Annotated in this window: 19 protein-coding genes, 2 tRNA genes, 3 rRNA genes and 2 pseudogenes; 13 read left to right on the forward strand and 13 right to left on the reverse strand. The window is 59.2% G+C overall.

Features of this window, described 5'->3' with window-relative positions; all coding sequences use genetic code 11:
* Positions 1-13: 13 nt before the first annotated feature.
* The 6 genes from RGV59_RS16315 to soxR all read right to left on the reverse strand — a co-directional run bounded on the left by RGV59_RS16315 (position 14) and on the right by soxR (position 4,024).
* Entirely contained in the window at positions 14-574 is a 561-nt protein-coding gene (locus RGV59_RS16315; RefSeq protein WP_126586944.1) for a DUF6162 family protein, read from the reverse strand.
* Positions 571-900 carry a hypothetical protein gene (locus tag RGV59_RS16320; RefSeq protein ID WP_046491045.1) on the reverse strand — a complete coding sequence of 110 codons (330 nt, stop codon included), beginning with the start codon at positions 898-900 and terminating at the stop codon, positions 571-573. The genes RGV59_RS16315 and RGV59_RS16320 overlap by 4 nt, the downstream gene beginning before the upstream one ends.
* Complete coding sequence (locus tag RGV59_RS16325; RefSeq protein WP_017846902.1) at positions 897-1,433, reverse strand: hypothetical protein; 537 nt, start codon at positions 1,431-1,433, stop codon at positions 897-899. The genes RGV59_RS16320 and RGV59_RS16325 overlap by 4 nt, the downstream gene beginning before the upstream one ends.
* Positions 1,430-2,632, reverse strand: a complete 1,203-nt coding sequence (locus RGV59_RS16330; protein WP_046491043.1) for a PepSY-associated TM helix domain-containing protein — start codon at positions 2,630-2,632, stop codon at positions 1,430-1,432. The genes RGV59_RS16325 and RGV59_RS16330 overlap by 4 nt, the downstream gene beginning before the upstream one ends.
* Before the next feature lie 263 nt (positions 2,633-2,895).
* A complete protein-coding gene (locus tag RGV59_RS16335) occupies positions 2,896-3,357 on the reverse strand; it encodes a VOC family protein (RefSeq protein ID WP_046384136.1) in 462 nt (153 codons plus the stop codon).
* A 226-nt stretch (positions 3,358-3,583) separates the two neighbouring features.
* Positions 3,584-4,024, reverse strand: coding sequence for a redox-sensitive transcriptional activator SoxR (soxR, locus tag RGV59_RS16340; RefSeq protein ID WP_017846905.1), 441 nt, complete (start codon positions 4,022-4,024; stop codon positions 3,584-3,586).
* A gap of 100 nt (positions 4,025-4,124) precedes the next feature.
* Here soxR and RGV59_RS16345 point away from each other — a divergent pair, with 100 nt between their 5' ends.
* Positions 4,125-4,490, forward strand: coding sequence for an antibiotic biosynthesis monooxygenase (locus tag RGV59_RS16345; protein ID WP_017846906.1), 366 nt, complete (start codon positions 4,125-4,127; stop codon positions 4,488-4,490).
* On the opposite strand, the gene RGV59_RS16350 is transcribed toward RGV59_RS16345, so the two are convergent.
* The 4 genes and pseudogenes from RGV59_RS16350 to msuE all read right to left on the reverse strand — a co-directional run bounded on the left by RGV59_RS16350 (position 4,479) and on the right by msuE (position 7,822).
* Positions 4,479-5,582 (reverse strand): sigma-54 interaction domain-containing protein, encoded by a 1,104-nt coding sequence (locus RGV59_RS16350; RefSeq protein WP_126586942.1) that lies wholly within the window; start codon positions 5,580-5,582, stop codon positions 4,479-4,481. The genes RGV59_RS16345 and RGV59_RS16350 overlap by 12 nt on opposite strands.
* Before the next feature lie 10 nt (positions 5,583-5,592).
* Positions 5,593-6,621 carry an acyl-CoA dehydrogenase family protein gene (locus RGV59_RS16355; protein ID WP_052743416.1) on the reverse strand — a complete coding sequence of 343 codons (1,029 nt, stop codon included), beginning with the start codon at positions 6,619-6,621 and terminating at the stop codon, positions 5,593-5,595.
* Positions 6,596-7,249: pseudogene (locus RGV59_RS16360) on the reverse strand (LLM class flavin-dependent oxidoreductase); the annotation flags it as partial. The pseudogene RGV59_RS16360 and the gene RGV59_RS16355, both read right to left, overlap by 26 nt.
* Before the next feature lie 9 nt (positions 7,250-7,258).
* A pseudogene (gene msuE / locus RGV59_RS16365) lies at positions 7,259-7,822 on the reverse strand (FMN reductase).
* Between the two features lie 398 nt (positions 7,823-8,220).
* On the opposite strand from msuE, the gene RGV59_RS16370 reads away from it, so the two are divergent.
* The 3 genes from RGV59_RS16370 to RGV59_RS16380 all read left to right on the forward strand — a co-directional run bounded on the left by RGV59_RS16370 (position 8,221) and on the right by RGV59_RS16380 (position 11,740).
* Positions 8,221-8,490, forward strand: coding sequence for a hypothetical protein (locus RGV59_RS16370; protein WP_026140011.1), 270 nt, complete (start codon positions 8,221-8,223; stop codon positions 8,488-8,490).
* A 231-nt stretch (positions 8,491-8,721) separates the two neighbouring features.
* On the forward strand, positions 8,722-9,882 hold the full coding sequence (locus RGV59_RS16375; RefSeq protein WP_102618342.1) for a cysteine desulfurase family protein: 1,161 nt from the start codon (positions 8,722-8,724) through the stop codon (positions 9,880-9,882).
* A gap of 49 nt (positions 9,883-9,931) precedes the next feature.
* Positions 9,932-11,740, forward strand: a complete 1,809-nt coding sequence (locus RGV59_RS16380; protein WP_126586938.1) for an aminopeptidase P family protein — start codon at positions 9,932-9,934, stop codon at positions 11,738-11,740.
* A 131-nt stretch (positions 11,741-11,871) separates the two neighbouring features.
* Here the strand turns inward: RGV59_RS16380 and RGV59_RS16385 are convergent, their stop codons facing one another.
* Both RGV59_RS16385 and rhtA read right to left on the reverse strand, forming a co-directional pair.
* Positions 11,872-12,153 carry a hypothetical protein gene (locus RGV59_RS16385; protein WP_017846914.1) on the reverse strand — a complete coding sequence of 94 codons (282 nt, stop codon included), beginning with the start codon at positions 12,151-12,153 and terminating at the stop codon, positions 11,872-11,874.
* A gap of 167 nt (positions 12,154-12,320) precedes the next feature.
* Complete coding sequence (gene rhtA, locus RGV59_RS16390; protein WP_017846915.1) at positions 12,321-13,208, reverse strand: threonine/homoserine exporter RhtA; 888 nt, start codon at positions 13,206-13,208, stop codon at positions 12,321-12,323.
* Positions 13,209-13,904: 696 nt separating this feature from the next.
* Here rhtA and RGV59_RS16395 point away from each other — a divergent pair.
* The 7 genes from RGV59_RS16395 (at position 13,905) to mrdA (ending at position 21,824) form a co-directional block, all read left to right on the forward strand.
* Positions 13,905-15,441, forward strand: a 16S ribosomal RNA gene (locus RGV59_RS16395).
* Positions 15,442-15,523: 82 nt separating this feature from the next.
* Positions 15,524-15,600 (forward strand) — tRNA-Ile (locus tag RGV59_RS16400).
* Positions 15,601-15,627: 27 nt separating this feature from the next.
* Positions 15,628-15,703: transfer RNA gene (locus tag RGV59_RS16405), tRNA-Ala, on the forward strand.
* Between the two features lie 247 nt (positions 15,704-15,950).
* Positions 15,951-18,842, forward strand: a 23S ribosomal RNA gene (locus tag RGV59_RS16410).
* 157 nt (positions 18,843-18,999) lie between these two features.
* Positions 19,000-19,115, forward strand: a 5S ribosomal RNA gene (rrf, locus tag RGV59_RS16415).
* The 16S, 23S and 5S rRNA genes sit together here with 2 tRNA genes alongside, the layout of an rRNA operon.
* A 209-nt stretch (positions 19,116-19,324) precedes the next feature.
* The gene (locus RGV59_RS16420) at positions 19,325-19,702 is read left to right on the forward strand and encodes a cupin domain-containing protein (RefSeq protein ID WP_126585822.1); all 378 of its coding nucleotides are present in this window, start codon (positions 19,325-19,327) and stop codon (positions 19,700-19,702) included.
* A gap of 229 nt (positions 19,703-19,931) precedes the next feature.
* Positions 19,932-21,824, forward strand: coding sequence for a penicillin-binding protein 2 (gene mrdA / locus RGV59_RS16425; RefSeq protein WP_126585823.1), 1,893 nt, complete (start codon positions 19,932-19,934; stop codon positions 21,822-21,824).
* A 1-nt stretch (position 21,825) separates the two neighbouring features.
* Here the strand turns inward: mrdA and RGV59_RS16430 are convergent, their stop codons facing one another.
* The gene (locus RGV59_RS16430) at positions 21,826-22,227 is read right to left on the reverse strand and encodes a GFA family protein (RefSeq protein WP_046483310.1); all 402 of its coding nucleotides are present in this window, start codon (positions 22,225-22,227) and stop codon (positions 21,826-21,828) included.
* Between the two features lie 99 nt (positions 22,228-22,326).
* Between RGV59_RS16430 and RGV59_RS16435 the strand changes: the two genes are divergently transcribed.
* Positions 22,327-22,800 carry an SRPBCC family protein gene (locus RGV59_RS16435; protein ID WP_126585824.1) on the forward strand — a complete coding sequence of 158 codons (474 nt, stop codon included), beginning with the start codon at positions 22,327-22,329 and terminating at the stop codon, positions 22,798-22,800.
* Between the two features lie 93 nt (positions 22,801-22,893).
* Positions 22,894-25,251 carry a DNA polymerase II gene (locus tag RGV59_RS16440; protein WP_126585825.1) on the forward strand — a complete coding sequence of 786 codons (2,358 nt, stop codon included), beginning with the start codon at positions 22,894-22,896 and terminating at the stop codon, positions 25,249-25,251.
* Positions 25,252-25,265: the final 14 nt, after the last annotated feature.

The raw sequence follows: 25,265 nt of genomic DNA on the forward strand, positions 1-25,265 counted from the left end.
TCGGTCTTCTCGGTCAGTGACGGTGCTGGCGGGTCACGCCGGCGTCGAATTGCGCGACCACTTGCTGCCAGCCGGCCGCGATCAGCGCCTGGTCGGTGAGGTCGGCGGGGGCGGCCAGGTCTGGGCGGCGGTTGAGCCAGATGTCCGGCTCGGCGCCCGTTACCCGCATCAGCAGCGAGCCGCTGGTGGCCGGCGCCTGGCTCACGCCGAGGTAGGCCGACGGCGCCAGCAACTGCCAGCGATGATCGCCACGGCTGACCGAGCTGGCGTCCTGGGCAAAGGGCGCAAAGCCTTCTTCGGCCAGTTGCGCGGGCGTCGGCAGGGCGCTGTGTGCCTGCTGCAGCCAGTGGACTTCATCCAGGGTCACGCGCAGGTCGGCGTAGATGCCTTGCTCGGCGGCGCTGAGGTCGCGGCGCGCGTCCAACTGGTGGCTGGGCACGGCAACCACGGCCTGGGTTTCACCGTGCAGGGCCACCACCGTACCGGCCACCGCCAGAATGATCAGGCACAGCAGCAGGACATAGAGGGTTTCGTGCCCGGCCCCGGCTGGGCGTACCACCTGTGTCGTACTCATTGGGACGGGATATCCGCTTGGTCGATTTCAACGACGTGACCGGGGCCTGCATCGAACAGCACGTAGAACTCGGCTGAGGGCTTCTTGAAGGTCAGGGTCGAGTCCGCGCCGAGCTTGCCGGGCACGAGGATGGTTTCGTCGTAGCCGATCACATCCAGGGTCACGCCGGGGGCGCCGCTGCCGTCGGAAAAACCGCCGGTGCATTGGATCTGTTCGCCGGGGATTTCCTTGCATTCGCACATCGGGTTGTGGGCCACGGCTGTGGGACAGAAACCGACGCACAGCAACAACGTGGCGCAGGCGCGGCTCAGGCGTATCAATGTCATGGTTTGACTCCTTGCTTGTTCAGCCAGGCAATGGTGGCAGGCGAGGCCTGGCTCAGCGCAATGGAACCCTGGTGCATCGTGCCGTCCCAGCCTTCCATGGTGACCCACAGTTCGGCGTCGGCCGGCGTGCGCTCGGGCACCGGGAGCAGCGCGCCCATGCGGTACGGCGTGCCGAAGAAGATCACCCCGGCGGCGCGCAGGCTGCGCGGTTTGCCGATACGCAGGTAGGTTGCCTTGACCTGCTCGGCGCAGTTGGCGCACAGGGCCGCATTGAAGAATTTCATCGGGCCGGCCGGGTCGGGGCGCGGGCCTTCGTTGCGGAACTCGGCGAGGGTCAGGCTCCAGGGCCCGACCTGCACCTCGCCGGCCACCCGCTCGCCGATGCCGCTGTCACCGCGAAACAGCGCGGCGTCGGCAAAGTACTTGGGCATGAAGCCCAGGGGCACCAGCAACAGCAGGACGTTAAGGTGGAATCGCCATTTCAGCCACACGGCGCGTAGTGGCGAAGGCGTTGCGGCAGCGACCTTGCTCATTGGTTGCCCTCCGCCATTTCAGCCTGCAGGGCCGCGACCGCTGCCGCCTGGCGCGGCGCCTTGTGGCTGCGCTTGAGGGCATGGAGGGTGGCCAGGGCCGTGCGTTTGGTCCAGATCAGCAGGCCGCTCAACACCATCATGCTCAACACCAGGCCGAAGAATGCCCAGATCAGCTTGATCCACAGCCCGCCAAAGTCGCCGGTGTGCAGCGGGCGCATGGACTCGGTGACGAACTCCAGCGTCGAGCGGTTGGACAGCAGGTGCGAAACCGCCACTTCGCCGGTGTAGGGGTTGATCTGTGCGGTCTGGAACATCAACGGGTACCAGCCCCGCCCGCCGATCTGCAGATGGCTGTAGGCATTGAGTGGCAGGAACACGAAGCTGGTCTCCAGCCCCGGAATCCGTTGGCTGGCGATTTCGATCGCGTCGTCCAGGGCAATCATCGGCGCCGGCACGCCGGGGGCGGACGTCGGCACGTTCTCCCGGGCGATCACCGGCACGATGGGTTCGCTGGAGATGGAAATCTGGTTATCCCCCAGGATCGCCTGAATCAGGAACCAGGTGCCGGTGATGGAAATGACCGCGATGAACCAGATCGACCAGATACCGCTCAGGCGATGGAAGTCGCCCCAGAAGATCCGCGCGCCATGGCGGATGCGCAGGGTCGGGCGCAAAAAGCCCTTCCAGAAGCGCTTGTACACCACCAGCCCGGTGATCAACGACGCCAGCAACGGCAGGCCGAGTGCGGAGACCAGGTACCAGCCCCAACTGAACCCATTGGTGAATGGCACCAGCCACCAGCCGTGCAGGGCGCGGGTGAATTGTTTGAAGTCGAACGCCGGGCTGATGCCCTGGATCGCCCCGGTGTAAGGGTTGACATAGACCTCCACCGAGCGCCCGTCGGGGTAGCTGAGGGTGACACTCAGGGCGAAGTGCGACTCGTCCGGGCGGATGATGGATTGCACGATCACCAGGGGCTCGGCGCGTTTGATGGCGTTGATCACCTGGTCATAGCTCAGCGGTTCGGCGGCGTCCGACGGCTTGCTGGCGCGGATTTCCGGGTTGGCCAGCCAGACGATTTCCTGGCTGACCACGGCCAGGGTGCCGGTGACGCAGACGATCAGTACAAAAAACCAGATGGGTAATGCCAGCCAGCTGTGTACGAGAAACCAGAGTTTTGAGCGCGACTTCTTCGACATGTGAATGGGAGTCTTGATCGGAGGGGGGCAATGAGGGCCCGGAAAAGACCGGTCGTAGCTTTTGCTGACGCGACAGGCTGTATCTAAGTTAAGACGGATGAGAATGAGAAATCCCTAACCCAGATATGAAAGCAAATGTTTCAGGTTCACATTCGGGGCGCTGAGGCCGCGGTGCTGGGCAGCCCCCGTCTCAAGCCGACCCTCGATCAAACAGTGGCAGCGGGCCTGCCCGAGCGCCATCGCGAGCAAGCCCGCTCCCAGGCTCAGCCTTGCTTGAACAGCGCTTCGGCGCGCTGGCGGATTTGTGCTTCGTTCAGATCCTCCTTGCGGGAGGCCAGGAACCACACATGGCCGAACGGATCTCTCAGCGTGGCGGAGCGGTCGCCGTAGAACTGGTCCTTGGGTTCGGAAATGGACAGGCCGCCGGCTGCGACCGCTTGTCGATACTGCGCGTCGACATCGTCCACATATAAATGCAGGCCGACACTGGTGTGGCCATCGCGCGGGCTGCCGAAGGCCATTTCACCGCAGGGCGAGGCGAGCATGATCGCCGAGTCTCCGATACGCAGTTCAGCGTGGCCGACCTTGCCGTCGGGCATGTCCAGGCGCATGACTTGCGTGGCGTTGAAGGCTTTTTTGTAGAACTCGATGGCTTCGGCGGCTTTTTCGACGCCCAGGTAGGGCGTGATGCTGTGATAGCCCTCGGGAATAGGTTTTACGCTCATATCATTCTCCCTGAATTGTGTTTATGAAGGGACGGCCCTTTCACTATAGGCCACGCCGGCCGTGGCTTGCGGGCAACCGACGAGGTGTTGCCCAGGCAACAGTGAACAGGCAGATCGTTGCGCCATAAGTGCTGCGGCGGGCGCCAGCCGCAGCGACATCACGGGGTTCAGGGCGCGGCGCTGTCCCAGGGGTTTAAGGTGAACATTTCCCACAGGGAGCGGTTTTTCAGCTGGGCTCCAACAACTGAGCCCCCGGCCCACGCTCACCGAGCAGGTCGCCCTGATTGCGCAGCGGGCAGGCTTCCAGCGACAGGCATCCACAGCCAATACAGCCATTGAGCTTGTCGCGCAGGAGCATCAACTTGTTGATGCGCTCGTCCAGATCTGCCCGCCACGATGCCGACAAACGCTGCCAATCTTTAGCCGTCGGCGTGCGTCCATCCGGCAGGGCCTGCAACGCTTCACCAATCGTCGCCAGCGGAATCCCCAGGCGCTGGGCGATCTTGATCACCACCACCCGGCGCAGTACATCGCGCGGGTAGCGCCGCTGGTTGCCGGCATTGCGATTGCTTTTGATCAGCCCCTTGGTTTCGTAGAAATGCAGGGCCGTGACCGCCACGCCGCTGCGGGCCGACAGTTGGCCAACAGTAAGCTCCTTGGTAACCATGAAAAACTCCGGATTAACCCTTGACCTTGACTTAACTAGAGGTTTTACCCTGCGTGGTATCGAATCACAAGATTCTGCCTACAGAGAAAGGGGAGTGTTCATGCAGGTATCAGAGAAGAATCGCAGTTTCACTCAATTGATCGAGTTTCAGGTCGAGCCCCAGCAACAGCTCGCCCTGGTCGCGGCATTGTCCATCCAGAGCGAGCGCCTGGCCCAAGGGCACGGCGGCTTTCTCAATGCGAGTGTGCAGGTCAGCGATGACGGGCGGCGGGTACTCAATTACCTGCAATGGCGCTCACGCGAGGACGGCGAGGCGGCCTTCCAGTGCGTTGAGCACGGCGAGGAAGATTTCTGGACACTGATACGCGCCCACCAGGCCACGGCCGTGACCTTCGGTTCGTTCCAGGTGCTGCACAGTTTCGAGCGCAGCCATGACAATGCGTTGCACTGCCGTTTAAATGGATAGGTGCAGCATGCGCTCACCCTGAACGTTTTCCCCCGGGCGGCGATTGTTCACCGCCAGTTCGCCGATCTTGATCAGGCGCGTGCGTGTGACGTTGCGGCTCAGGCCCAGCAGGTTGGCGGTGTGGACCTGGTTGTAGTGGCTGAAGCGGTAGGCGGCACGCAGCAACGCGTCCTCGACTTTTTCATGCAGGGCACCGGCCTGTTCCTCGAACAGCTTTTGAAAGGCCCGTTCCAGCAAGGCTTCGGCACTGTTGTCGGTGCCGTGCTGGCTGTCGTCCTGACGCTCGATGCGCAGGTTCGACAGGCGTAAATCGTCGCGTTCGATCACGCCATTGCGGCAGATCAGCAAGGTGTGGTGAATCACGTTTTCCAGTTCGCGGATATTGCCTGGCCAGCTGTAGTTTTTCAGCTTGTGTTCGGCCTCGCGGCTGATGGTGACCGGGCCGTAGCCCAGGCGCTGGCTGTAGGCTTCGATGAAGTGTCGGGTCAGCGGCAGGATATCGCCGGGACGCTCGCGCAACGGGCTGAGTTCCAGGCTGACCACGTCGAGACGGTAGTAGAGGTCTTCACGGAAGTGCCCGGCGTTGATGGCTTTTTCCAGCTGCACGTTGGTCGCCGCAAGCACGCGTACATCGATGGGAATGCTCTTGCGCGAGCCCAGGCGCACCACCTCCCGCTCTTGCAGTACGCGCAATAACTTGACCTGGATCGCCATCGGCAAATCACCGATCTCATCGAGGAACAAGGTGCCGCCGTCGGCCTCTTCGAACCAGCCGGCCTTGGCGCTGAGGGCGCCGGTGAAGGCGCCTTTTTCATGGCCGAACAGTTCGGCTTCCACCAGCGATTCGGAAAACGCCCCGCAGTTCACCGCCACGAAGGGCCGGTTGCGTCGTGCGCTGAGGTTATGAATGTGGCGCGCCACCAGCTCTTTACCGGTCCCGGTTTCGCCGATGATCAACACGCTGGCTTCGCTGGGTGCCACTTGCTGGATATGGTCGAGCAGTGCCTGGGATTTCGGGTCTTCGAAGACCTGGGCCGTGGCGCGGATCGAGGTGGCGAGGGCGGGCGAGGGCGGTAAGGTTAAAAGCTGCATGGGCACCTCTTTATGAATAGAACGTAGGAGTCGGCAGGGACTGGTTCAACGCCCAGTCCCCCAGTTCGTGGAGTTTGTAGTCCACCGGGTCGTGCAGGCTTTGCGTGCGCAGGTTGCGCCAGTGCCGGTCCAGGCGCAGTGACGCATGGGTGGAGCGCGCGCCGGTGACTTCAAACAGGCGGCTGCACAACTCCAGGCCCTGGCGGCTGGCGGCGACCTTGGCGGTGGCGATGGCGATGGCCAGTTGGCCGCGTGCGTTTTCGCTGAGGTTCGGCCCCTGGGCCCAGGCTTGATCGAGCAGCGCGGCGGCGCGTTCCACCAGCAGGCGCACACCTTGCAGGGCCACCCAGAACTCGCCGTAGTGGTGCAGCACGTAAGGGTCTTGGCGCACATCCTCGGCGGTGGATTTATGCCACGCACGGGTTTCGGTGAGGGTGTAGTTGCGCGCTTCATCAAAGGCACCTTCGGCTATGCCGAGGAACATGTGCGTGAAGGTCAACTGCGCGATCAGTGGGCGCAGGCAGGCGAACGGTGTGCTCAGAGGGCCCGGGTCGAGCAGCAATTCCGACTCCTCGACGCGCACCCGTTCGAAACTGGCGCTGCCGCTGTCGGTCTGGCGCTGGCCGATATTGTTCCAGTCGTTGTGCAAGGTGATGCCGCTGCGCCCGCTGGGGATGGCGGCGATCAGCAACTTGCCGCCGGCGCTCTCATCCACCGCCGAGGCGATCAGCATTTCCGAGTCGCTGGCGCCGGAGCAGAAGCTCTTCTTGCCGGAGAACTCACGCCAACCGCCGAAATCCTTGACCTGCGTGCGCGTGTCCAGCGGGTTGAGGGCGTTGCCCCAGAACCAGTTTTTGCGTGCGGTCTGTTCGAACCACGGCTGCCATTGGTCCGGCCGCGAAAACAGGCGCACCGTAGCGAGCATCAGGTGGTGAAAACCGAAGACATGAGCGATGGAGCTGTCGACCTTGGCGAATTCACGCACGATGGCCAGGGTGTCGCTCCAGCGCGCACCGCCCGTGGCGCGCGGCCCGTTCACGTACATCCGCGAGTTTTTCGGCGACGGCGGCGGGTGGTTCGCCCCAGGTCAGGTACACGTCCACCTGTTCGGCGGCGAGGTCGTGGGCGGCGTCGGAGGAACCGCCGAAGTACAGCGGCGGATAAGGCTTCTGCACCGGTGGGTAAAGTGCCTTGGCATTCTGCACACGCAGGTGTTTGCCTTCGAAGTCCACCGATTCGCCCTGCAATACGCGGCGCCAGATCTTGAGGAATTCGTCGGAGACTTCATAGCGTTCGCGGTGGTCGAGGAAGCTGCCGTCGCCGCGGTTTTCGTCGGGGTCGCCGCCGGTCACGACGTTGATCAGCAGGCGGCCGTTGGACAGGCGATCCAGGGTCGCCGCCATGCGCGCCGACACTGTGGGCGAGATGATGCCAGGGCGAATTGCCGCCAGGTAGCGCAAGCGTTCTGTCAGCGGCACCAGCGCCGAGGCGATTACCCAGGAGTCTTCGCACGAACGCCCGGTAGGAATCAACACGCCGTAGTAGCCAAGGCTGTCAGCGGCCTGGGCGACTTGCTTCAGATAATTGAGGGTGACCGGACGGGCACCTTGGGTGGTGCCCAGGTAATGACCGTCGCCATGAGTGGGCAGAAACCAGAAAACATCCATGACGAATCCTTAAGCGATTTTCAACAGTGAGGGGGCGTGCGCGGCGAACAACGGGGCTGCGCGTTCTGCCGCAAGGCGAATACGGCCTTTCAAGGCTTCGTTGGTGATTTGGTAATCGGTGAAATCGGCTTCGGTGGCATATACGCCGATCGGCAAGGTCAGGGCCTGGAAGAAGCTGAACAGCGGGCGCAACTAGTGATCGAGTACCAGCGCGTGACGTTCGCTGCCGCCGGTGGCGGCCAGCAGCACAGGGGTGTCGATCAACGAGTTGAGGCCAACCAGGTCGAATAGATGCTTGAGCAGGCCTGGATAAGAACCGCGATAGACCGGTGCGGCGACGATCAGCAAGTCGGCCTGTTCGATGGCCAACAGTTGGGATTCGACCTCGGCCGGCAACTCATCGCGCGACAGTGCGCCGCCCAGTGGCCGGGCGATATCACCGAGTTCGATCAGGGTCGTCTGGATCGGCAACAACGTTGCCAGTTCGGCCAGCACGGCCTGGGTCAACACCAGGGTACGGGACGGGCGCCAGCTTCCGCCGGAGAGGGCAACGACATTCAGGGGACGGGTCATCAACAGTTCCTTTTTCAACAGTGGCATAGCAGGGGAAGTGAGCCGGTCTGAGCAAGCGCTGTACCAACGGCTGCAGGCCTTGATCCGCCTGGGCTGCGGGCTCACTGCTGAAAAACGTTGCTGTTGTCTGCCTGGTGTTTTGTTGAATGGCTGTTGCCTGCGCAACAGTTGCCTGGCGAACAGTGTCGAATTGGCGTGGAGCCATTTATAGAAGGTTATGCTTATTCCGTAAATGAACGTATTTACATATTTATAGATCAAAAAAGAATATAAGGGTGGCGCTGATGAGGGTGTGGCGACGGGTGATAGCGACTATCACGGATGGTGATTTTTCACTGTCCAGGGGCGGGAGTAGCCTGTGTTCATTGACTTGAGACCTTCTTCGCAGAGCCGTCGCCATGAACCGATTTTTTGCTGTTTCCTTATTACTCGTCACTTCTGTCGTTGCCGGTTGTGCGACCCATCCTTCGCCTGAATTACGCCCTTACACGGCGCAAGAAACCCGGGAACTGGCGCTGGAGGCGTTGAGCCGTCGCGGCTTGTCGTTTGACGAATATCAACGCCAGCGGGCTGCCCTGACCGGTCAGGCACAACAACCTTTCAGTTTTGCTCACCAGGGCGAAATGAACGCCGAACGTAATGTGACCCTGCATGGCCGCTCCAGTTGAGCCGGTGCTCAGTGGCAAAAAGCCCGAGGTTTCTCAAGAAGCCTCGGGCTTTTTGTTTGCCATGGCGCTATGTCAGCCTGTTAAGCTGAATTTCAGGAGCGTTCCTACGCACATTTACGTCAAGTGGTCCTTTTTTAATGGCATTCGATCGGGTAAACCTGACGACCTCTGTTCCGGTCGATGCCCCTGAGACGTTGCTCTCGGGAACCTGCTCTGCGAGTCCCTAAGGTTATGAATAAACGTCCGTTGTATTTCGACTACGCCGCCACCACCCCGGTGGACGAGCGGGTCATCCAGGTGATGGTCGAGTGTCTGGGCTTGCACGCCAATTTCGGTAACCCTGCGTCCAGCTCCCACGCCTTCGGCCAAGCGGCCCGGCAAACGGTTGAACAGGCGCGTCGCCAGGTGGCCGAGCTGGTCGGTGCCGAGCCGGAACAGATCGTCTGGACGTCCGGCGCGACGGAGTCCAACAACCTTGCGATCAAGGGGGTGACTCAAGCGCGGGGCTTGGCGGGTGGGCATATCATCACCAGCCAGATCGAGCACAAGGCTACGCTGGACACCGCGCGGCAGATGCAGGAGGCCGGAGTGGCCGTGACCTACCTGGCGCCGGACGCCGATGGGTTGATCAGTGCCGAGGCGGTGAGTGAAGCACTGCGTGAGGACACCTTCCTGGTATCGCTGATGTTGGTGAACAACGAGTTGGGCACCCTCAACGACATCCCCGCCATTGGCGCGCGGGTGCGTGAACACGGCGCGTTGTTGCATGTGGACGCGGCACAGGGCGCGGGCAAGGTGGCGATCGACCTGGCGCAATGGCCGGTGGATTTGATGTCGTTTTCCGCGCACAAGGTGTATGGCCCCAAGGGGATCGGCGCGCTGTATGTCGGGCCGCGGGCGCAGCGGAAGGTGTTGGCGCAGATTCACGGCGGTGGCCACGAGGGCGGCTTGCGCTCCGGTACACTGGCAACCCACCAGATTGCGGGCATGGGCGCGGCGTTCGCCTTGGCGGCGCAGGCGTTCAGTGAAGAGCAGGCGGAGATCGTGGCCTTGCGCCAGCGCCTGCTCGATCAACTGGCGTCGGTCGTCGGTGTGCGTCTCAATGGCAGCGCCACCCAGCGCATTCCCCACACCCTCAGCCTCACCTTCGGTGAAGGCGAGTTCAACGCCGCGGCCTTGAGTGCGGGCATTGCTTTTTCCGCCACCTCGGCCTGCAATTCGGCGAGCAATGCGCCCTCCCATGTGCTGCTGGCGCTGGGGCATGATGCCCGCAGCGCCGGTCGAACCATTCGCTTGAGCCTGGGGCGGTTCACCACCGAGCAGGATATCGACCAGGCCGTGCAGTTGATCAAGGCCACCCTTGCCAGTGCGCCGGCGTTCTGGGCGGTCTGATTCTTCATTCGTAATCCATAACAATTATTCGTGGTTAGCAGGAGACACAATGAGTACGCAGCCTTTGACCCATGGAACGGTTCCCCAGCGCCTGGCGCATACCCGTGAATTGATGCGCCGCGAAGGCATTCATGCCTTGCTGGTGCCGTCCGCTGACCCGCACCTGTCCGAATACTTGCCGGGCTACTGGCAGGGGCGTCAATGGTTGTCGGGCTTCCACGGCTCGGTGGGGACGCTGATCGTCACCGCGGATTTCGCCGGTGTCTGGGCCGACAGCCGCTACTGGGAACAAGCGACCAAGGAACTCAAGGGCAGCGGTATCGAGTTGGTGAAGCTGCAGCCGGGTCAACCTGGCCCGCTGGAGTGGCTGGCCGAACAGACGCCGCAGGGCGCCGTGGTGGCGGTCGACGGTGCGGTAATGGCCGTGGCGTCGGCGCGTACCTTGGGCGGCAAACTGGCGGAGCGCGGTGCTCGCCTGCGTACCGACATCGACCTGCTGAATGAAGTCTGGAGCGACCGCCCGGCGTTGCCGAATCAGCCGATCTACCAGCACCTGCCACCGCAGGCCACCGTCAGCCGTGGCGAAAAACTCGCTGCACTGCGCGCCAGCTTGAAAGAAAAGGGCGCCGACTGGCACTTCATCGCCACCCTGGATGACATCGCCTGGTTGTTTAACCTGCGCGGTGCCGACGTATCGTTCAACCCGGTGTTTGTGTCCTTCGCCCTCATCAGTGCGCAACAGGCCACGTTGTTTGTGGCGCTGAGCAAAGTCGATGCCGCGCTGCGGGCGGTGCTTGAGCAGGATGGCGTGACCTTGCGCGATTACAGCGAAGTCGCCGATGCCCTGCGCGCGGTGCCATCGGGCGCGAGTGTGCAGGTTGATCCGGCACGCGTGACCGCCGGTTTGCTGGAACACCTGGATGCCAGCGTCAAGCTGGTGGAAGGGCTGAACCCGACGACGCTTGCCAAATCCCGCAAGAGCCTGGCCGACGCGGAACATATCCGCCTGGCCATGGAGCAGGATGGCGCGGCCTTGTGCGAATTCTTCGCCTGGCTGGAGAGTGCGCTGGGCCGTGAACGCATCACTGAACTGACCATCGACGAACACCTGACGGCCGCACGTACCCGCCGTCCCGGTTATGTGTCGCTGAGTTTCAACACCATCGCTGCGTTCAATGCCAATGGCGCGATGCCGCATTACCACGCCACCGAAGAAGAGCATGCGCTGATCGAAGGCGATGGCCTGCTGCTGATCGACTCGGGTGGCCAGTACTTGGGCGGTACTACCGATATCACGCGGATGGTGCCTATCGGAGCGCCGAGTGATGAACAGAAGCGTGATTGCACCCGCGTGCTCAAGGGGGTGATCGCCCTGTCCCGTGCTCATTTTCCCAAGGGCATTATGTCGCCACTGCTCGATGCCATCGCACGCGCGCCGATCTGGGCCGAAGGTGTGGACTACGGCCATGGCACGGGGCACGGTGTAGGTTATTTCCTCAATGTGCATGAAGGTCCGCAGGTCATCGCCTACCAGGCCGCTACTGCGCCGCAAACCGCGATGCAGCCGGGCATGATCACCTCCATTGAACCGGGTACTTACCGTCCGGGGCGTTGGGGCGTGCGTATCGAGAACCTGGTGTTGAATCGCGAAGCGGGCAAGACCGAGTTCGGTGAGTTCCTCGAGTTCGAAACCCTGACCTTGTGCCCGATCGACACCCGTTGTCTGGAGCCGTCGTTGCTGACGGCGGAGGAGCGCCAGTGGCTCAATGCGTACCATGCCGAGGTGTGTCAGCGTTTGAGCCCATTGCTCAGTGGCGCTGCGCTGGAGTGGTTGCAGGTACGCACCGCGGCTATTTGATCGGTCGCTGCTCGGCAAGTGCCGCTTGTGATTTGCGCGCAGGCGGCCGGTCGCAGCGTCGCGAAGGGCTGCGCGGGGTCGAGGCGTTCGGTGGGCGCTGCGGAGCAGTCGGAAGTGGACTGCTCGGGCCGCTATTTACAGATGACGATCATGCTCCGGCTGGTGTAACCAGCAGGGTTGAGGCCGAAGGGGTAGTCCCCAGGCTCCTCGGAGTTGTCACCGGACTTGGCGATAACCCGGTAGCCCTTGGCGCCGCATGAGTTGACTGCACTGGTGTAGCACTGGTCCCAAGAGGAGGACAGCCCTGAACAGTTGATATGCAGCCCTTTTTTGCCCCGTTTCACTTCTGTCTTGGTGGTCGCGGCACAGCCAGCAATGGCCACGACCATTAACAGTATCAAAATTCGCTTCATTCCCATCCTTAATAGCCGCTTCGAAAAAATTGCCTGAAGCTGGCTTTACTCGCTCTCGATTGTAGCGTTCGCGCTGTCCTTGTCGAAACTCTCCATGAATGACATTTGTTTGCGGCCTAAACATGGCCCAAATGAGCGACAAATACCAGAGTTACCGTCAAAGATGATTAATCGGCTGGTACTAGAGGTTTGGCCTCGTTTCGCATGGTCAGCGTGGCGCCAACGGAGGCCAGAATAATGCAGGAGATGGCCAGCCACTGTGCGAGCGACAAATGCTCCTGCAGGAAGAACAGGCCCGAGAGCGCGCCGAATGCGGGCTCGATGCTCATCAAGGTGCCGAAAGTACGGGCGGGCAGGCGAGTCAGCGCGACCATCTCCAGGGTGTAGGGGAGCGCCGTGGACAGGATGGCGACGCCGATGGCAACTGGAATCAGCGCAGGCGTCAGCAATGCCGTACCCGCATGAACGATGCCGATCGGTGCGACGAACAAGGCGGCGATCATGACGCCGAGGGCAGCGGTTTGCACGCCGTTATCATTCCCTGCCTTTTGGCCGAACAGAATGTAGAGCGCCCAGCAAACACCTGCGCCTAGTGCATAAGCCGCACCGACCAGGTCAATCCCGGTGCTGGTTTCTCCCGTGGGGATCAACAGCAGAAGACCGACAACCGCGAGGGCGATCCACAGAAAGTCCACCGCGCGGCGCGATGCATAGAGGGCGACGGCGAGCGGCCCGGTGAACTCCAGGGCTACCGCGATACCAAGGGGGACTGTGCGTAGCGACATATAGAAGAGGAAGTTCATGCCGCCTAACGCCATTCCGTAAACAATCACGGTGCGCAGGGATTTGGCCGTCAGCGTGGCCCGCCATGGGCGCAATATCAGCAACATGATGATGCTGGCGAAAATCAGGCGCAGCGTGGTGGTGCCTTGAGCGCCGACGATAGGGAACATGGTCTTGGCCAGCGAAGCGCCGGACTGGATGGAAGCCATGGCGATCAACAGCAGGCCGACAGGAAACAGTGCCGAGGCCAGGCTGCGAGGGGAGGTGGTCATTGGGGTGTTCGTCCGAGGTCATATTTGAGTAGCAAAGAGCCCTATGATGCTTAAGTGTGTGTCGCTGAGCAATATATTGCTCAATTATCAGTTTTCTACCTTCTATATAGAGTGGCTTTGGAGGTTTTCCGCTGTTTGATAGAAAAACCAAATTAAAGGTTGACGGCAAATCCTGGACGTCTATAATTCGCCCCACTTCCGGCGCAGTCGAAACGGAAAACTCCTTGGTAAACAAAGAGTTACGCAAGATTCGACAGCGACCTGCTTCAGTTCATCGAAACCTGGAAGGAGTTGGTAGAGCAGGGTTGTTTGGCTCTATTGACGTTTCGATCTTCTCGGTCGAAAGCGGAGAAAAAGAGGTGTTGACAGCAGCGTGTAACGCTGTAGAATTCGCCTCCCGCTAACGAGAGATCGGAAGCGCAAGTGGTTGAAGTTACAAAGGAAACTTTGAAAACTTCTGAAAATAATCACTTGACAGCAAATGAGGCTGCTGTAGAATGCGCGCCTCGGTTGAGACGAAAGATCTTAACCAACCGCTCTTTAACAACTGAATCAAGCAATTCGTGTGGGTGCTTGTGGAGTCAGACTGATAGTCAACAAGATTATCAGCATCACAAGTTACTCCGCGAGAAATCAAAGATGTAACCAACGATTGCTGAGCCAAGTTTAGGGTTTCTTAAAAACCCAAAGATGTTTGAACTGAAGAGTTTGATCATGGCTCAGATTGAACGCTGGCGGCAGGCCTAACACATGCAAGTCGAGCGGTAGAGAGAAGCTTGCTTCTCTTGAGAGCGGCGGACGGGTGAGTAATGCCTAGGAATCTGCCTGGTAGTGGGGGATAACGTTCGGAAACGGACGCTAATACCGCATACGTCCTACGGGGGAAAGCAGGGGACCTTCGGGCCTTGCGCTATCAGATGAGCCTAGGTCGGATTAGCTAGTTGGTGAGGTAATGGCTCACCAAGGCGACGATCCGTAACTGGTCTGAGAGGATGATCAGTCACACTGGAACTGAGACACGGTCCAGACTCCTACGGGAGGCAGCAGTGGGGAATATTGGACAATGGGCGAAAGCCTGATCCAGCCATGCCGCGTGTGTGAAGAAGGTCTTCGGATTGTAAAGCACTTTAAGTTGGGAGGAAGGGCAGTTACCTAATACGTGATTGTTTTGACGTTACCGACAGAATAAGCACCGGCTAACTCTGTGCCAGCAGCCGCGGTAATACAGAGGGTGCAAGCGTTAATCGGAATTACTGGGCGTAAAGCGCGCGTAGGTGGTTAGTTAAGTTGGATGTGAAATCCCCGGGCTCAACCTGGGAACTGCATTCAAAACTGACTGACTAGAGTATGGTAGAGGGTGGTGGAATTTCCTGTGTAGCGGTGAAATGCGTAGATATAGGAAGGAACACCAGTGGCGAAGGCGACCACCTGGACTGATACTGACACTGAGGTGCGAAAGCGTGGGGAGCAAACAGGATTAGATACCCTGGTAGTCCACGCCGTAAACGATGTCAACTAGCCGTTGGGAGCCTTGAGCTCTTAGTGGCGCAGCTAACGCATTAAGTTGACCGCCTGGGGAGTACGGCCGCAAGGTTAAAACTCAAATGAATTGACGGGGGCCCGCACAAGCGGTGGAGCATGTGGTTTAATTCGAAGCAACGCGAAGAACCTTACCAGGCCTTGACATCCAATGAACTTTCTAGAGATAGATTGGTGCCTTCGGGAACATTGAGACAGGTGCTGCATGGCTGTCGTCAGCTCGTGTCGTGAGATGTTGGGTTAAGTCCCGTAACGAGCGCAACCCTTGTCCTTAGTTACCAGCACGTAATGGTGGGCACTCTAAGGAGACTGCCGGTGACAAACCGGAGGAAGGTGGGGATGACGTCAAGTCATCATGGCCCTTACGGCCTGGGCTACACACGTGCTACAATGGTCGGTACAGAGGGTTGCCAAGCCGCGAGGTGGAGCTAATCCCAGAAAACCGATCGTAGTCCGGATCGCAGTCTGCAACTCGACTGCGTGAAGTCGGAATCGCTAGTAATCGCGAATCAGAATGTCGCGGTGAATACGTTCCCGGGCCTTGTACACACCGCCCGTCACACCATGGGAGTGGGTTGCACCAGAAGTAGCTAGTCTAACCTTCGGGGGGACGGTTACCACGGTGTGATTCATGACTGGGGTGAAGTCGTAACAAGGTAGCCGTAGGGGAACCTGCGGCTGGATCACCTCCTTAATCGACGACATCAGCTGCTCCATAAGTTCCCACACGAATTGCTTGATTCATTGAAGAAGACGATAAGAAGCAGCCCGAAATTGGGTCTGTAGCTCAGTTGGTTAGAGCGCACCCCTGATAAGGGTGAGGTCGGCAGTTCGAATCTGCCCAGACCCACCAATTTTGTGTGGGAACCTGTAGAAATACGGGGCCATAGCTCAGCTGGGAGAGCGCCTGCCTTGCACGCAGGAGGTCAACGGTTCGATCCCGTTTGGCTCCACCACTACTGCTTCTGGAAGTTGAAAGCTTAGAAATGAGCATTCCATCGTGATGATGGTGAATGTTGATTTCTAGTCTTTGATTAGATCGTTCTTTAAAAATTTGGGTATGTGATAGAAAGATAGACTGAACGTTACTTTCACTGGTAACGGATCAGGCTAAGGTAAAATTTGTGAGTTCTCTTAATTGAGAAATTCGAATTTTCGGCGAATGTCGTCTTCACAGTATAACCAGATTGCTTGGGGTTATATGGTCAAGTGAAGAAGCGCATACGGTGGATGCCTTGGCAGTCAGAGGCGATGAAAGACGTGGTAGCCTGCGAAAAGCTTCGGGGAGTCGGCAAACAGACTTTGATCCGGAGATGTCTGAATGGGGGAACCCAGCCATCATAAGATGGTTACCTTACACTGAATACATAGGTGTAAGGGGCGAACCAGGGGAACTGAAACATCTAAGTACCCTGAGGAAAAGAAATCAACCGAGATTCCCTTAGTAGTGGCGAGCGAACGGGGACTAGCCCTTAAGTGGCTTTGAGATTAGCGGAACGCTCTGGAAAGTGCGGCCATAGTGGGTGATAGCCCTGTACGCGAAAATCTCTTAGTCATGAAATCGAGTAGGACGGAGCACGAGAAACTTTGTCTGAATATGGGGGGACCATCCTCCAAGGCTAAATACTACTGACTGACCGATAGTGAACTAGTACCGTGAGGGAAAGGCGAAAAGAACCCCGGAGAGGGGAGTGAAATAGATCCTGAAACCGTATGCGTACAAGCAGTGGGAGCCTACTTTGTTAGGTGACTGCGTACCTTTTGTATAATGGGTCAGCGACTTATTTTCAGTGGCGAGCTTAACCGAATAGGGGAGGCGTAGCGAAAGCGAGTCTTAATAGGGCGTCTAGTCGCTGGGAATAGACCCGAAACCGGGCGATCTATCCATGGGCAGGTTGAAGGTTGGGTAACACTAACTGGAGGACCGAACCGACTACCGTTGAAAAGTTAGCGGATGACCTGTGGATCGGAGTGAAAGGCTAATCAAGCTCGGAGATAGCTGGTTCTCCTCGAAAGCTATTTAGGTAGCGCCTCATGTATCACTGTAGGGGGTAGAGCACTGTTTCGGCTAGGGGGTCATCCCGACTTACCAAACCGATGCAAACTCCGAATACCTACAAGTGCCGAGCATGGGAGACACACGGCGGGTGCTAACGTCCGTCGTGAAAAGGGAAACAACCCAGACCGTCAGCTAAGGTCCCAAAGTTATGGTTAAGTGGGAAACGATGTGGGAAGGCTTAGACAGCTAGGAGGTTGGCTTAGAAGCAGCCACCCTTTAAAGAAAGCGTAATAGCTCACTAGTCGAGTCGGCCTGCGCGGAAGATGTAACGGGGCTCAAACCATACACCGAAGCTACGGGTATCACGTAAGTGATGCGGTAGAGGAGCGTTCTGTAAGCCTGTGAAGGTGAGTTGAGAAGCTTGCTGGAGGTATCAGAAGTGCGAATGCTGACATGAGTAACGATAATGGGTGTGAAAAACACCCACGCCGAAAGACCAAGGTTTCCTGCGCAACGTTAATCGACGCAGGGTTAGTCGGTCCCTAAGGCGAGGCTGAAAAGCGTAGTCGATGGAAAACAGGTTAATATTCCTGTACTTCTGGTTATTGCGATGGAGGGACGGAGAAGGCTAGGCCAGCTTGGCGTTGGTTGTCCAAGTTTAAGGTGGTAGGCTGGAATCTTAGGTAAATCCGGGATTCTAAGGCCGAGAGCTGATGACGAGTCATCTTTTAGATGACGAAGTGGTTGATGCCATGCTTCCAAGAAAAGCTTCTAAGCTTCAGGTAATCAGGAACCGTACCCCAAACCGACACAGGTGGTTGGGTAGAGAATACCAAGGCGCTTGAGAGAACTCGGGTGAAGGAACTAGGCAAAATGGCACCGTAACTTCGGGAGAAGGTGCGCCGGTGAGGGTGAAGGACTTGCTCCGTAAGCTCATGCCGGTCGAAGATACCAGGCCGCTGCGACTGTTTATTAAAAACACAGCACTCTGCAAACACGAAAGTGGACGTATAGGGTGTGACGCCTGCCCGGTGCCGGAAGGTTAATTGATGGGGTTAGCTAACGCGAAGCTCTTGATCGAAGCCCCGGTAAACGGCGGCCGTAACTATAACGGTCCTAAGGTAGCGAAATTCCTTGTCGGGTAAGTTCCGACCTGCACGAATGGCGTAACGATGGCGGCGCTGTCTCCACCCGAGACTCAGTGAAATTGAAATCGCTGTGAAGATGCAGTGTATCCGCGGCTAGACGGAAAGACCCCGTGAACCTTTACTATAGCTTTGCACTGGACTTTGAATTTGCTTGTGTAGGATAGGTGGGAGGCTTTGAAGCGTGGACGCCAGTTCGCGTGGAGCCAACCTTGAAATACCACCCTGGCAACTTTGAGGTTCTAACTCAGGTCCGTTATCCGGATCGAGGACAGTGTATGGTGGGTAGTTTGACTGGGGCGGTCTCCTCCTAAAGAGTAACGGAGGAGTACGAAGGTGCGCTCAGACCGGTCGGAAATCGGTCGTAGAGTATAAAGGCAAAAGCGCGCTTGACTGCGAGACAGACACGTCGAGCAGGTACGAAAGTAGGTCTTAGTGATCCGGTGGTTCTGTATGGAAGGGCCATCGCTCAACGGATAAAAGGTACTCCGGGGATAACAGGCTGATACCGCCCAAGAGTTCATATCGACGGCGGTGTTTGGCACCTCGATGTCGGCTCATCACATCCTGGGGCTGAAGCCGGTCCCAAGGGTATGGCTGTTCGCCATTTAAAGTGGTACGCGAGCTGGGTTTAGAACGTCGTGAGACAGTTCGGTCCCTATCTGCCGTGGACGTTTGAGATTTGAGAGGGGCTGCTCCTAGTACGAGAGGACCGGAGTGGACGAACCTCTGGTGTTCCGGTTGTCACGCCAGTGGCATTGCCGGGTAGCTATGTTCGGAATAGATAACCGCTGAAAGCATCTAAGCGGGAAACTAGCCTCAAGATGAGATCTCACTGGGACCTTGAGTCCCCTGAAGGGCCGTCGAAGACTACGACGTTGATAGGTTGGGTGTGTAAGCGCTGTGAGGCGTTGAGCTAACCAATACTAATTGCCCGTGAGGCTTGACCATATAACACCCAAGCAATTTGACTACTCGAAAGAGCATCAGATTGCGGTGTGTGAAGACGAAATGAACCGAAAGTTCGACTCTTACAAAACACCGAAAGCTATCACATACCCAATTTGCTGAAGCGAGGCCAGCTGGCCACGACTCAGTACCCGAATTTCTTGACGACCATAGAGCATTGGAACCACCTGATCCCATCCCGAACTCAGCAGTGAAACGATGCATCGCCGATGGTAGTGTGGGGTTTCCCCATGTGAGAGTAGGTCATCGTCAAGATTAAATTCCAGAACCCCTGTTTGCTTACGCAGACAGGGGTTTTGTTTTGGGCGGTCGGAAAGGGCGCCTCATTGCGGTGGTCTTCAGTGCTTCCTTGGCAGTGTCTACTAAAGGCTTTTGTATCGCTCTCCTCAAACTGCAAGATCGTACAAGAGCGCTCGACCCTTCCTTCGATAGTCTGACAACTCTCACCTACCAGAGGATCTGTCATGACTCAGCAGCACCTAGCACAACCTGTCAATCTCGCGCAAAAGGCTTCGCTCATCAGTGAACAGTGGAGCCCGAGAGTCGTCGCCGAGATGAACGACTACCAGTTCAAGGTTGTACGCATCGAAGGCGAGTTCATCTGGCACTCACATCCAGAAACCGACGAGGCGTTTTTCGTGCTTGAAGGGACACTGCGCATCGACCTTCCGGACGGTCCCGTGTATGTGGCACCGGGTGAGCTGTATGTCGTTCCTCGCGGAATAGAGCATCGGACGGCCGCCGAAGGCGAAGCCAAATTGATGATGATCGAACCACGCGGCATCTTGAACACCGGCCATGAAGGAGGAGACCGCACTGCCATGAACGACCTGTGGATCTGAAATCCCCCTGCTGTTCGAGGCCACCGTTGCCATCTGGTAACAGTAGCCTCATCCCCTGATGCTCGGTGCCGTCTGACTCAACGGCACCACACGGCTCTTCCCAGGTACCGTTGGGGAAATCGATGCAAAGTGTTTCTGCATTTTTGGTATGGTGCAGCACATTTTCACAAGGATTGAGCTTTTATCCGCAGGACGCGGCGTCGACCTTTTTCAACGAGATGCTGTAGAAATGCCTCAACCAATCCCGATCAAAGACCACGAAAACGAAAACCGCCTGGTCAACAAGCGCCTGCTCGCCTGCGCCTTGTTGGTGATCGGCATCACCTGCGCCCTGGTGGGCCGCCTGTATTTCCTGCAGGTCGTGCAATTCGACTATCACTCGACGATTTCTGAAAACAACCGTGTCCACGTACTGCCCATCACACCGACTCGCGGCTTGATCTATGACCGCAATGGCGTCGTGCTGGCCGACAACCGTCCAAGCTACAACCTGACGATCACCCGCGAGCGCACCACCGACCTCAAGGGCGAGCTGGACGCGATCGTCAGCCTGCTGCACCTGCCGGCAGAAGACCGTGCCGTATTCGACAGGGCGCTGAAGCAGGCGCGGCATCCTTTTGTTCCGGTTACGTTGTTTTATGAGCTGACCGAAGAACAGATCGCCGAACTCGCCGTCAACGAATTCCGCCTGCCCGGTGTAGACGTCGAACCGCAATTCGTCCGCCACTACCCCCTGGGCGCGCATTTCGCTCACTCCATCGGTTACGTTGGCCGCATCAACGAAAAAGAATCCAAAGCCCTCGACTCGGTGGAATACCGCGGCACGCAGTCCATCGGCAAGACCGGCATCGAGCGCTTCTACGAGTCAGAACTGCATGGTCATGTCGGCTATGAAGAAGTTGAGACCAATGCACAGGGGCGCGTACTGCGTGTGCTCAAGCATACCGATCCGATCCCCGGCAAAAACATCGTGCTGAGCCTCGACGTCAAACTCCAGGAGGCGGCGGAAGAAGCGCTGGGCGATCGTCGTGGCTCCGTGGTAGCCCTCGACCCGCAAACTGGCGAAGTACTGGCGATGGTCAGCAAACCCAGCTTCGACCCCAACCTGTTCGTCACGGGCATCAGCTTCAAGGAATACGCCGCCCTGCATGATTCCATCGACCGGCCGCTGTTCAACCGCGTCCTGCGCGGTCTCTATGCGCCGGGTTCGACGATCAAGCCGGAAGTGGCCATCGCGGGTCTCGACAGCGGGGTAGTGACGGCCCAGACCCGCGTGTTCGATCCCGGTTACTATCAATTGCCCGACTTTGACCACAAATACCGCAACTGGAACCACAGCGGCGACGGTTGGGTGGATATGGACGCCGCCATCATGCGCTCCAACGACACCTATTTTTACGACCTGGCCCACAAGCTCGGCATCGACCGTCTGCACGACTACCTGGCCGAGTTCGGCCTCGGCCAGAAAGTCTCCCTGGACATGTTCGAAGAGTCGGCCGGCCTGATGCCGTCCCAGGCCTGGAAGCGCGCGACCCGGCGTCAGCCCTGGTTCCCGGGCGAAACGGTGATCCTCGGCATCGGCCAGGGTTATATGCAAGTCACGCCGCTGCAACTGGCCCAGGCCACTGCGTTGATTGCCAACAAAGGCGTGTGGAATCGGCCGCACCTGGCCAAGACCATCAACGGCGTGGCACCGGTGGACGAGCACCCGATGCCCAACGTGGTCCTCAAGAACCCGCGTGACTGGGAGCAGGTCAACCACGGGATGCAACTGGTGATGCACGACCCGCGCGGGATCGCCCGGGCGGCTGCGCAAGGCGCGCAATACCGCATCGCCGGCAAGAGTGGTACCGCGCAGGTGGTGGCGATCAAACAGGGCGAGCGCTACAACCGCGACAAAACCCAGGAGCGCCACCGTGACAACGCGCTGTTTGTCGGGTTTGCGCCAGCGGAGCACCCCCAGATCGTGATTTCGGTGATGATCGAAAACGGCGAGGCCGGTGGCCGCGTCGCAGGCCCGGTGGTGCGCCAGATCATGGACGCCTGGCTGCTCGACCACGAAGGCCACTTGAAGCCGCAATATGCGACGCCGAGCAAAGCCCCCGGCGACCCCCACGTCTGACTCACAGCTGCCATTCGTCCCACGGCTGCACGCCCTCATGCGCCAGCCACGGCACATCGTGGGCCGTCCAGATATGCGCGGTGGGCCTGATGCCCGGATCATCGTCCAGCGTCGCCACCCGCACAATCACATGGGGCTGATGCCCGCGCTCGGCCATCAGGTGTGAGCCACAGCGCGAGCAGAAGCGCCTGAATTTGCCTGGCGAGGATTCGAAGGCCGCCAACAGTTCTTCGCCCTGGGTCCAGCGAAAGTGCTCACGCATTACGCCGGCGGTGCTCACAAACGCTGCCGCATGCACCTTGCGACAGCTGTCGCAGTGGCAGTGGCTGATGGGCATGTCCAGGCTGTCCACCTGGTAGCGCACGGCTTTACAGAAGCAACTTCCATTCAACGGGTCAGTCATAACCTAAGGGCCTGGACAACAATGGGGGCATCATCATCGCGCAGAACCCAAGGTTGCGCATTGGTCGATGTCGCCTACTGTCAATGGAGGAGGTGACGTATGCACGTATCAGATCGTATAGAACGGAAAGTCCTACTGAACGCTCCACGCAAAAAAGTGTGGGAGGCACTCACCGATGCCGAGCAATTCGGCCGCTGGTTTGGCATCGCCCTCAAGGGCAAGACCTTTGTCGCCGGGGAAACGATCGAAGCGCCGATCACTTACCCAGGTTACGAACACCTGATCTGGAAAGCCAAGATCGAACGCATCCTGCCGCAGACGCGGTTTTCTTTCTCGTGGCACCCCTTCGCTGTCGAAAAGGGCTTCGACTACGACAAGGAAACACCGACACTGGTGGAGTTCACCGTTGAAGACCGCGCCCCGGGCATTCTGCTGCGGGTCGTTGAATCCGGCTTCGACACAGTGCCCGAAGCCCGCCGCCTGAAAGCCTTCAAAATGAATTCCCGCGGCTGGGACGAGCAAATGCGCAATATCGAAGGCTACCTGAGCCACTTCCACCAAGGCATCGCCTGAGGCGATTGCCCACTGTGTGCGCGTTAACGTGCTGCGTTTGGCCGGATGCCGGGTAGAATCACGCCCTGAACGTGATTCCTGAGGTGCGGCACGGTGGATTTACAGCAGGGTTTTGTCCTGACCCGGCATTGGCGCGACACCCCGGCGGGGACGCAGGTCAGCTTCTGGCTGGCCACCGACCAGGGGCCGCGGCTTATTCGCCTCCCCGTGCAAAGCTCGGTGATATTCATCCCCGAAGCCCATCGCAAGCCGCTGGATTGGCTACTCAAAGACGAGCGCGATATCGAATTGCGCCCGTTGGAGCTGTGCGATTTCCATCACCGCAAGGTATTAGGCCTCTACACCCGCCAGCATCGGCAACTGATGGACCTGGAAAAGCGCCTGCGCGCCGCCGGTGTCGATGTCTACGAAGGTGACGTGCGCCCGCCCGAGCGCTACATGATGGAGCGTTTCATCACCGCCCCCGTGTGGTTCGACGGCACGCCCGACGCCAGCGGCGCGTTGCTCGAAGCGCAGATGAAACCCGCCCCCGACTATCGTCCGCCGCTCAAACTGGTGTCCTTGGACATCGAGACCACCGCTCAGGGCGATCTGTATTCCATTGCCCTCGAAGGCTGCGGCGAGCGCCAGGTATTCATGCTCGGCCCGCCGAACAAGAGCGACGCGGTGGACTTCAAGCTCGACTACTGTGACACCCGCGGCCAATTGCTCGAACGCCTCAACCAATGGCTGGCCACCCATGACCCCGATGCGATCATCGGCTGGAACGTGGTGCAGTTCGACCTGCGCGTGCTCCACGAACATGCCCAGCGCCTCAACGTGCCGCTCCTGCTCGGCCGCGGCGAAGAGCCCATGACCTGGCGCGAACACGGCAGCCGCAATCATTACTTCGCGGCCGCGGCGGGGCGGTTGATCATTGACGGTATCGAAGCGCTGCGCTCGGCCACCTGGAGTTTTGAATCCTTCAGCCTGGAAAACGTCGCGCAAACCCTGCTCGGCGAAGGCAAGGACATCTCCACGCCGTACCAGCGCATGGACGAGATCAACCGCATGTTCGCCGAGGACAAGCCGGCCCTGGCGCGTTACAACCTCAAGGACTGCGAACTGGTCACGCGGATTTTCGCCAAGACCGAGCTGCTCAAGTTCCTGCTCGAACGCGCCAGCGTCACCGGCTTGCCAGCCGACCGCAACGGTGGCTCCGTGGCCGCATTCACCCACTTATACATGCCGCTGATGCACCGCCAGGGCTTCGTCGCGCCGAACCTGGGCGACAAGCCGCCCCAGGCCAGCCCCGGCGGGTTTGTCATGGATTCACGCCCCGGCCTCTACGAATCGGTGTTGGTGCTGGACTACAAAAGCCTCTACCCGTCGATCATCCGCAGCTTCCTGATCGATCCTGTAGGCCTGGTCGAAGGCCTCAAGCACCCCGATGACAGTGCGTCGGTGGAAGGCTTTCGCGGCGCACGGTTCTCCCGCACCCGGCACTGCCTGCCCGCCATCGTCGCGCGTATCTCCGAAGGCCGCGAAGAGGCCAAGCGTGAACACAATGCACCGTTGTCCCAAGCGCTGAAAATCATCATGAACGCCTTCTACGGCGTGCTCGGCTCCAGCGGTTGCCGCTTCTTCGATACGCGCCTGGCGTCCTCGATCACCCTGCGCGGCCATCAGATCATGCGCCAGACCCGCGAACTGGTCGAAGCCCAGGGGTATGAAGTGATCTACGGCGACACCGACTCGACCTTCGTCTGGCTCGGCAGCGCGCATTCCCAGGAGGACGCCAGCCGCATCGGCCAGGCGCTGGTGCAGCACGTCAACGATTGGTGGCGCGCGCATTTGCACAACGCATTCGGCCTGCACAGCGCGCTGGAGTTGCAATACGAAACCCACTTCACGCGCTTCCTCATGCCGACCATTCGCGGCGCCGAGGAGGGCAGCAAGAAGCGGTACGCCGGGTTGGTCGTGCGCGGCGATGGCAGCGAAGAGATGGTCTACAAGGGCCTGGAAACCGTGCGCAGCGACTGGTCGCCCCTGGCCCGGCAATTCCAGCAGGAGCTCTACCAGCGCATCTTCCATCGCCAGCCCCATCAGGATTACGTGCGCGACTACGTGCGGCGCACCTTGAGCGGCGAATTCGACGAGTTGCTGATCTACCGCAAGCGCCTGCGCCGCCGGTTGGACGACTACGAGCGCAACGTCCCGCCCCACGTGCGCGCCGCGCGCCTGGCCGACGACTACAACGACCGCATGAACCGCCCGCGTCAGTACCAGCGCGGCGGTTGGATCAGCTACGTGATCACCGTCAACGGCCCGGAGCCGCTGGAGGTGCGCCAGGCCCCGATTGACTATGACCACTACGTCACGCGGCAATTGCAGCCGGTGGCCGATGCGATTCTGCCGTTTGTGAATGACGACTTCGGCACCCTGGTCGGCGGGCAAATGGGCCTGTTCTGAAGTACTTGCCTCGC

The organism is Pseudomonas sp. FG1, from assembly GCF_034313875.1.
Taxonomy (GTDB): Bacteria; Pseudomonadota; Gammaproteobacteria; order Pseudomonadales; family Pseudomonadaceae; genus Aquipseudomonas; species Aquipseudomonas veronii.

Excerpts from the sequence above, each read along its gene's own strand:
- RGV59_RS16315 (WP_126586944.1), bottom strand. The coding sequence starts at position 574 with ATGAGTACGACACAGGTGGTACGCCCAGCCGGGGCCGGGCACGAAACC.
- RGV59_RS16320 (WP_046491045.1), bottom strand. The coding sequence starts at position 900 with ATGACATTGATACGCCTGAGCCGCGCCTGCGCCACGTTGTTGCTGTGC.
- RGV59_RS16325 (WP_017846902.1), bottom strand. The coding sequence starts at position 1,433 with ATGAGCAAGGTCGCTGCCGCAACGCCTTCGCCACTACGCGCCGTGTGG.
- RGV59_RS16330 (WP_046491043.1), bottom strand. The coding sequence starts at position 2,632 with ATGTCGAAGAAGTCGCGCTCAAAACTCTGGTTTCTCGTACACAGCTGG.
- RGV59_RS16335 (WP_046384136.1), bottom strand. The coding sequence starts at position 3,357 with ATGAGCGTAAAACCTATTCCCGAGGGCTATCACAGCATCACGCCCTAC.
- soxR (WP_017846905.1), bottom strand. The coding sequence starts at position 4,024 with ATGGTTACCAAGGAGCTTACTGTTGGCCAACTGTCGGCCCGCAGCGGC.
- RGV59_RS16345 (WP_017846906.1), top strand. The coding sequence starts at position 4,125 with ATGCAGGTATCAGAGAAGAATCGCAGTTTCACTCAATTGATCGAGTTT.
- RGV59_RS16350 (WP_126586942.1), bottom strand. The coding sequence starts at position 5,582 with ATGCAGCTTTTAACCTTACCGCCCTCGCCCGCCCTCGCCACCTCGATC.
- RGV59_RS16370 (WP_026140011.1), top strand. The coding sequence starts at position 8,221 with ATGAACCGATTTTTTGCTGTTTCCTTATTACTCGTCACTTCTGTCGTT.
- RGV59_RS16375 (WP_102618342.1), top strand. The coding sequence starts at position 8,722 with ATGAATAAACGTCCGTTGTATTTCGACTACGCCGCCACCACCCCGGTG.
- RGV59_RS16380 (WP_126586938.1), top strand. The coding sequence starts at position 9,932 with ATGAGTACGCAGCCTTTGACCCATGGAACGGTTCCCCAGCGCCTGGCG.
- RGV59_RS16385 (WP_017846914.1), bottom strand. The coding sequence starts at position 12,153 with ATGAAGCGAATTTTGATACTGTTAATGGTCGTGGCCATTGCTGGCTGT.
- rhtA (WP_017846915.1), bottom strand. The coding sequence starts at position 13,208 with ATGACCACCTCCCCTCGCAGCCTGGCCTCGGCACTGTTTCCTGTCGGC.
- RGV59_RS16420 (WP_126585822.1), top strand. The coding sequence starts at position 19,325 with ATGACTCAGCAGCACCTAGCACAACCTGTCAATCTCGCGCAAAAGGCT.
- mrdA (WP_126585823.1), top strand. The coding sequence starts at position 19,932 with ATGCCTCAACCAATCCCGATCAAAGACCACGAAAACGAAAACCGCCTG.
- RGV59_RS16430 (WP_046483310.1), bottom strand. The coding sequence starts at position 22,227 with ATGACTGACCCGTTGAATGGAAGTTGCTTCTGTAAAGCCGTGCGCTAC.
- RGV59_RS16435 (WP_126585824.1), top strand. The coding sequence starts at position 22,327 with ATGCACGTATCAGATCGTATAGAACGGAAAGTCCTACTGAACGCTCCA.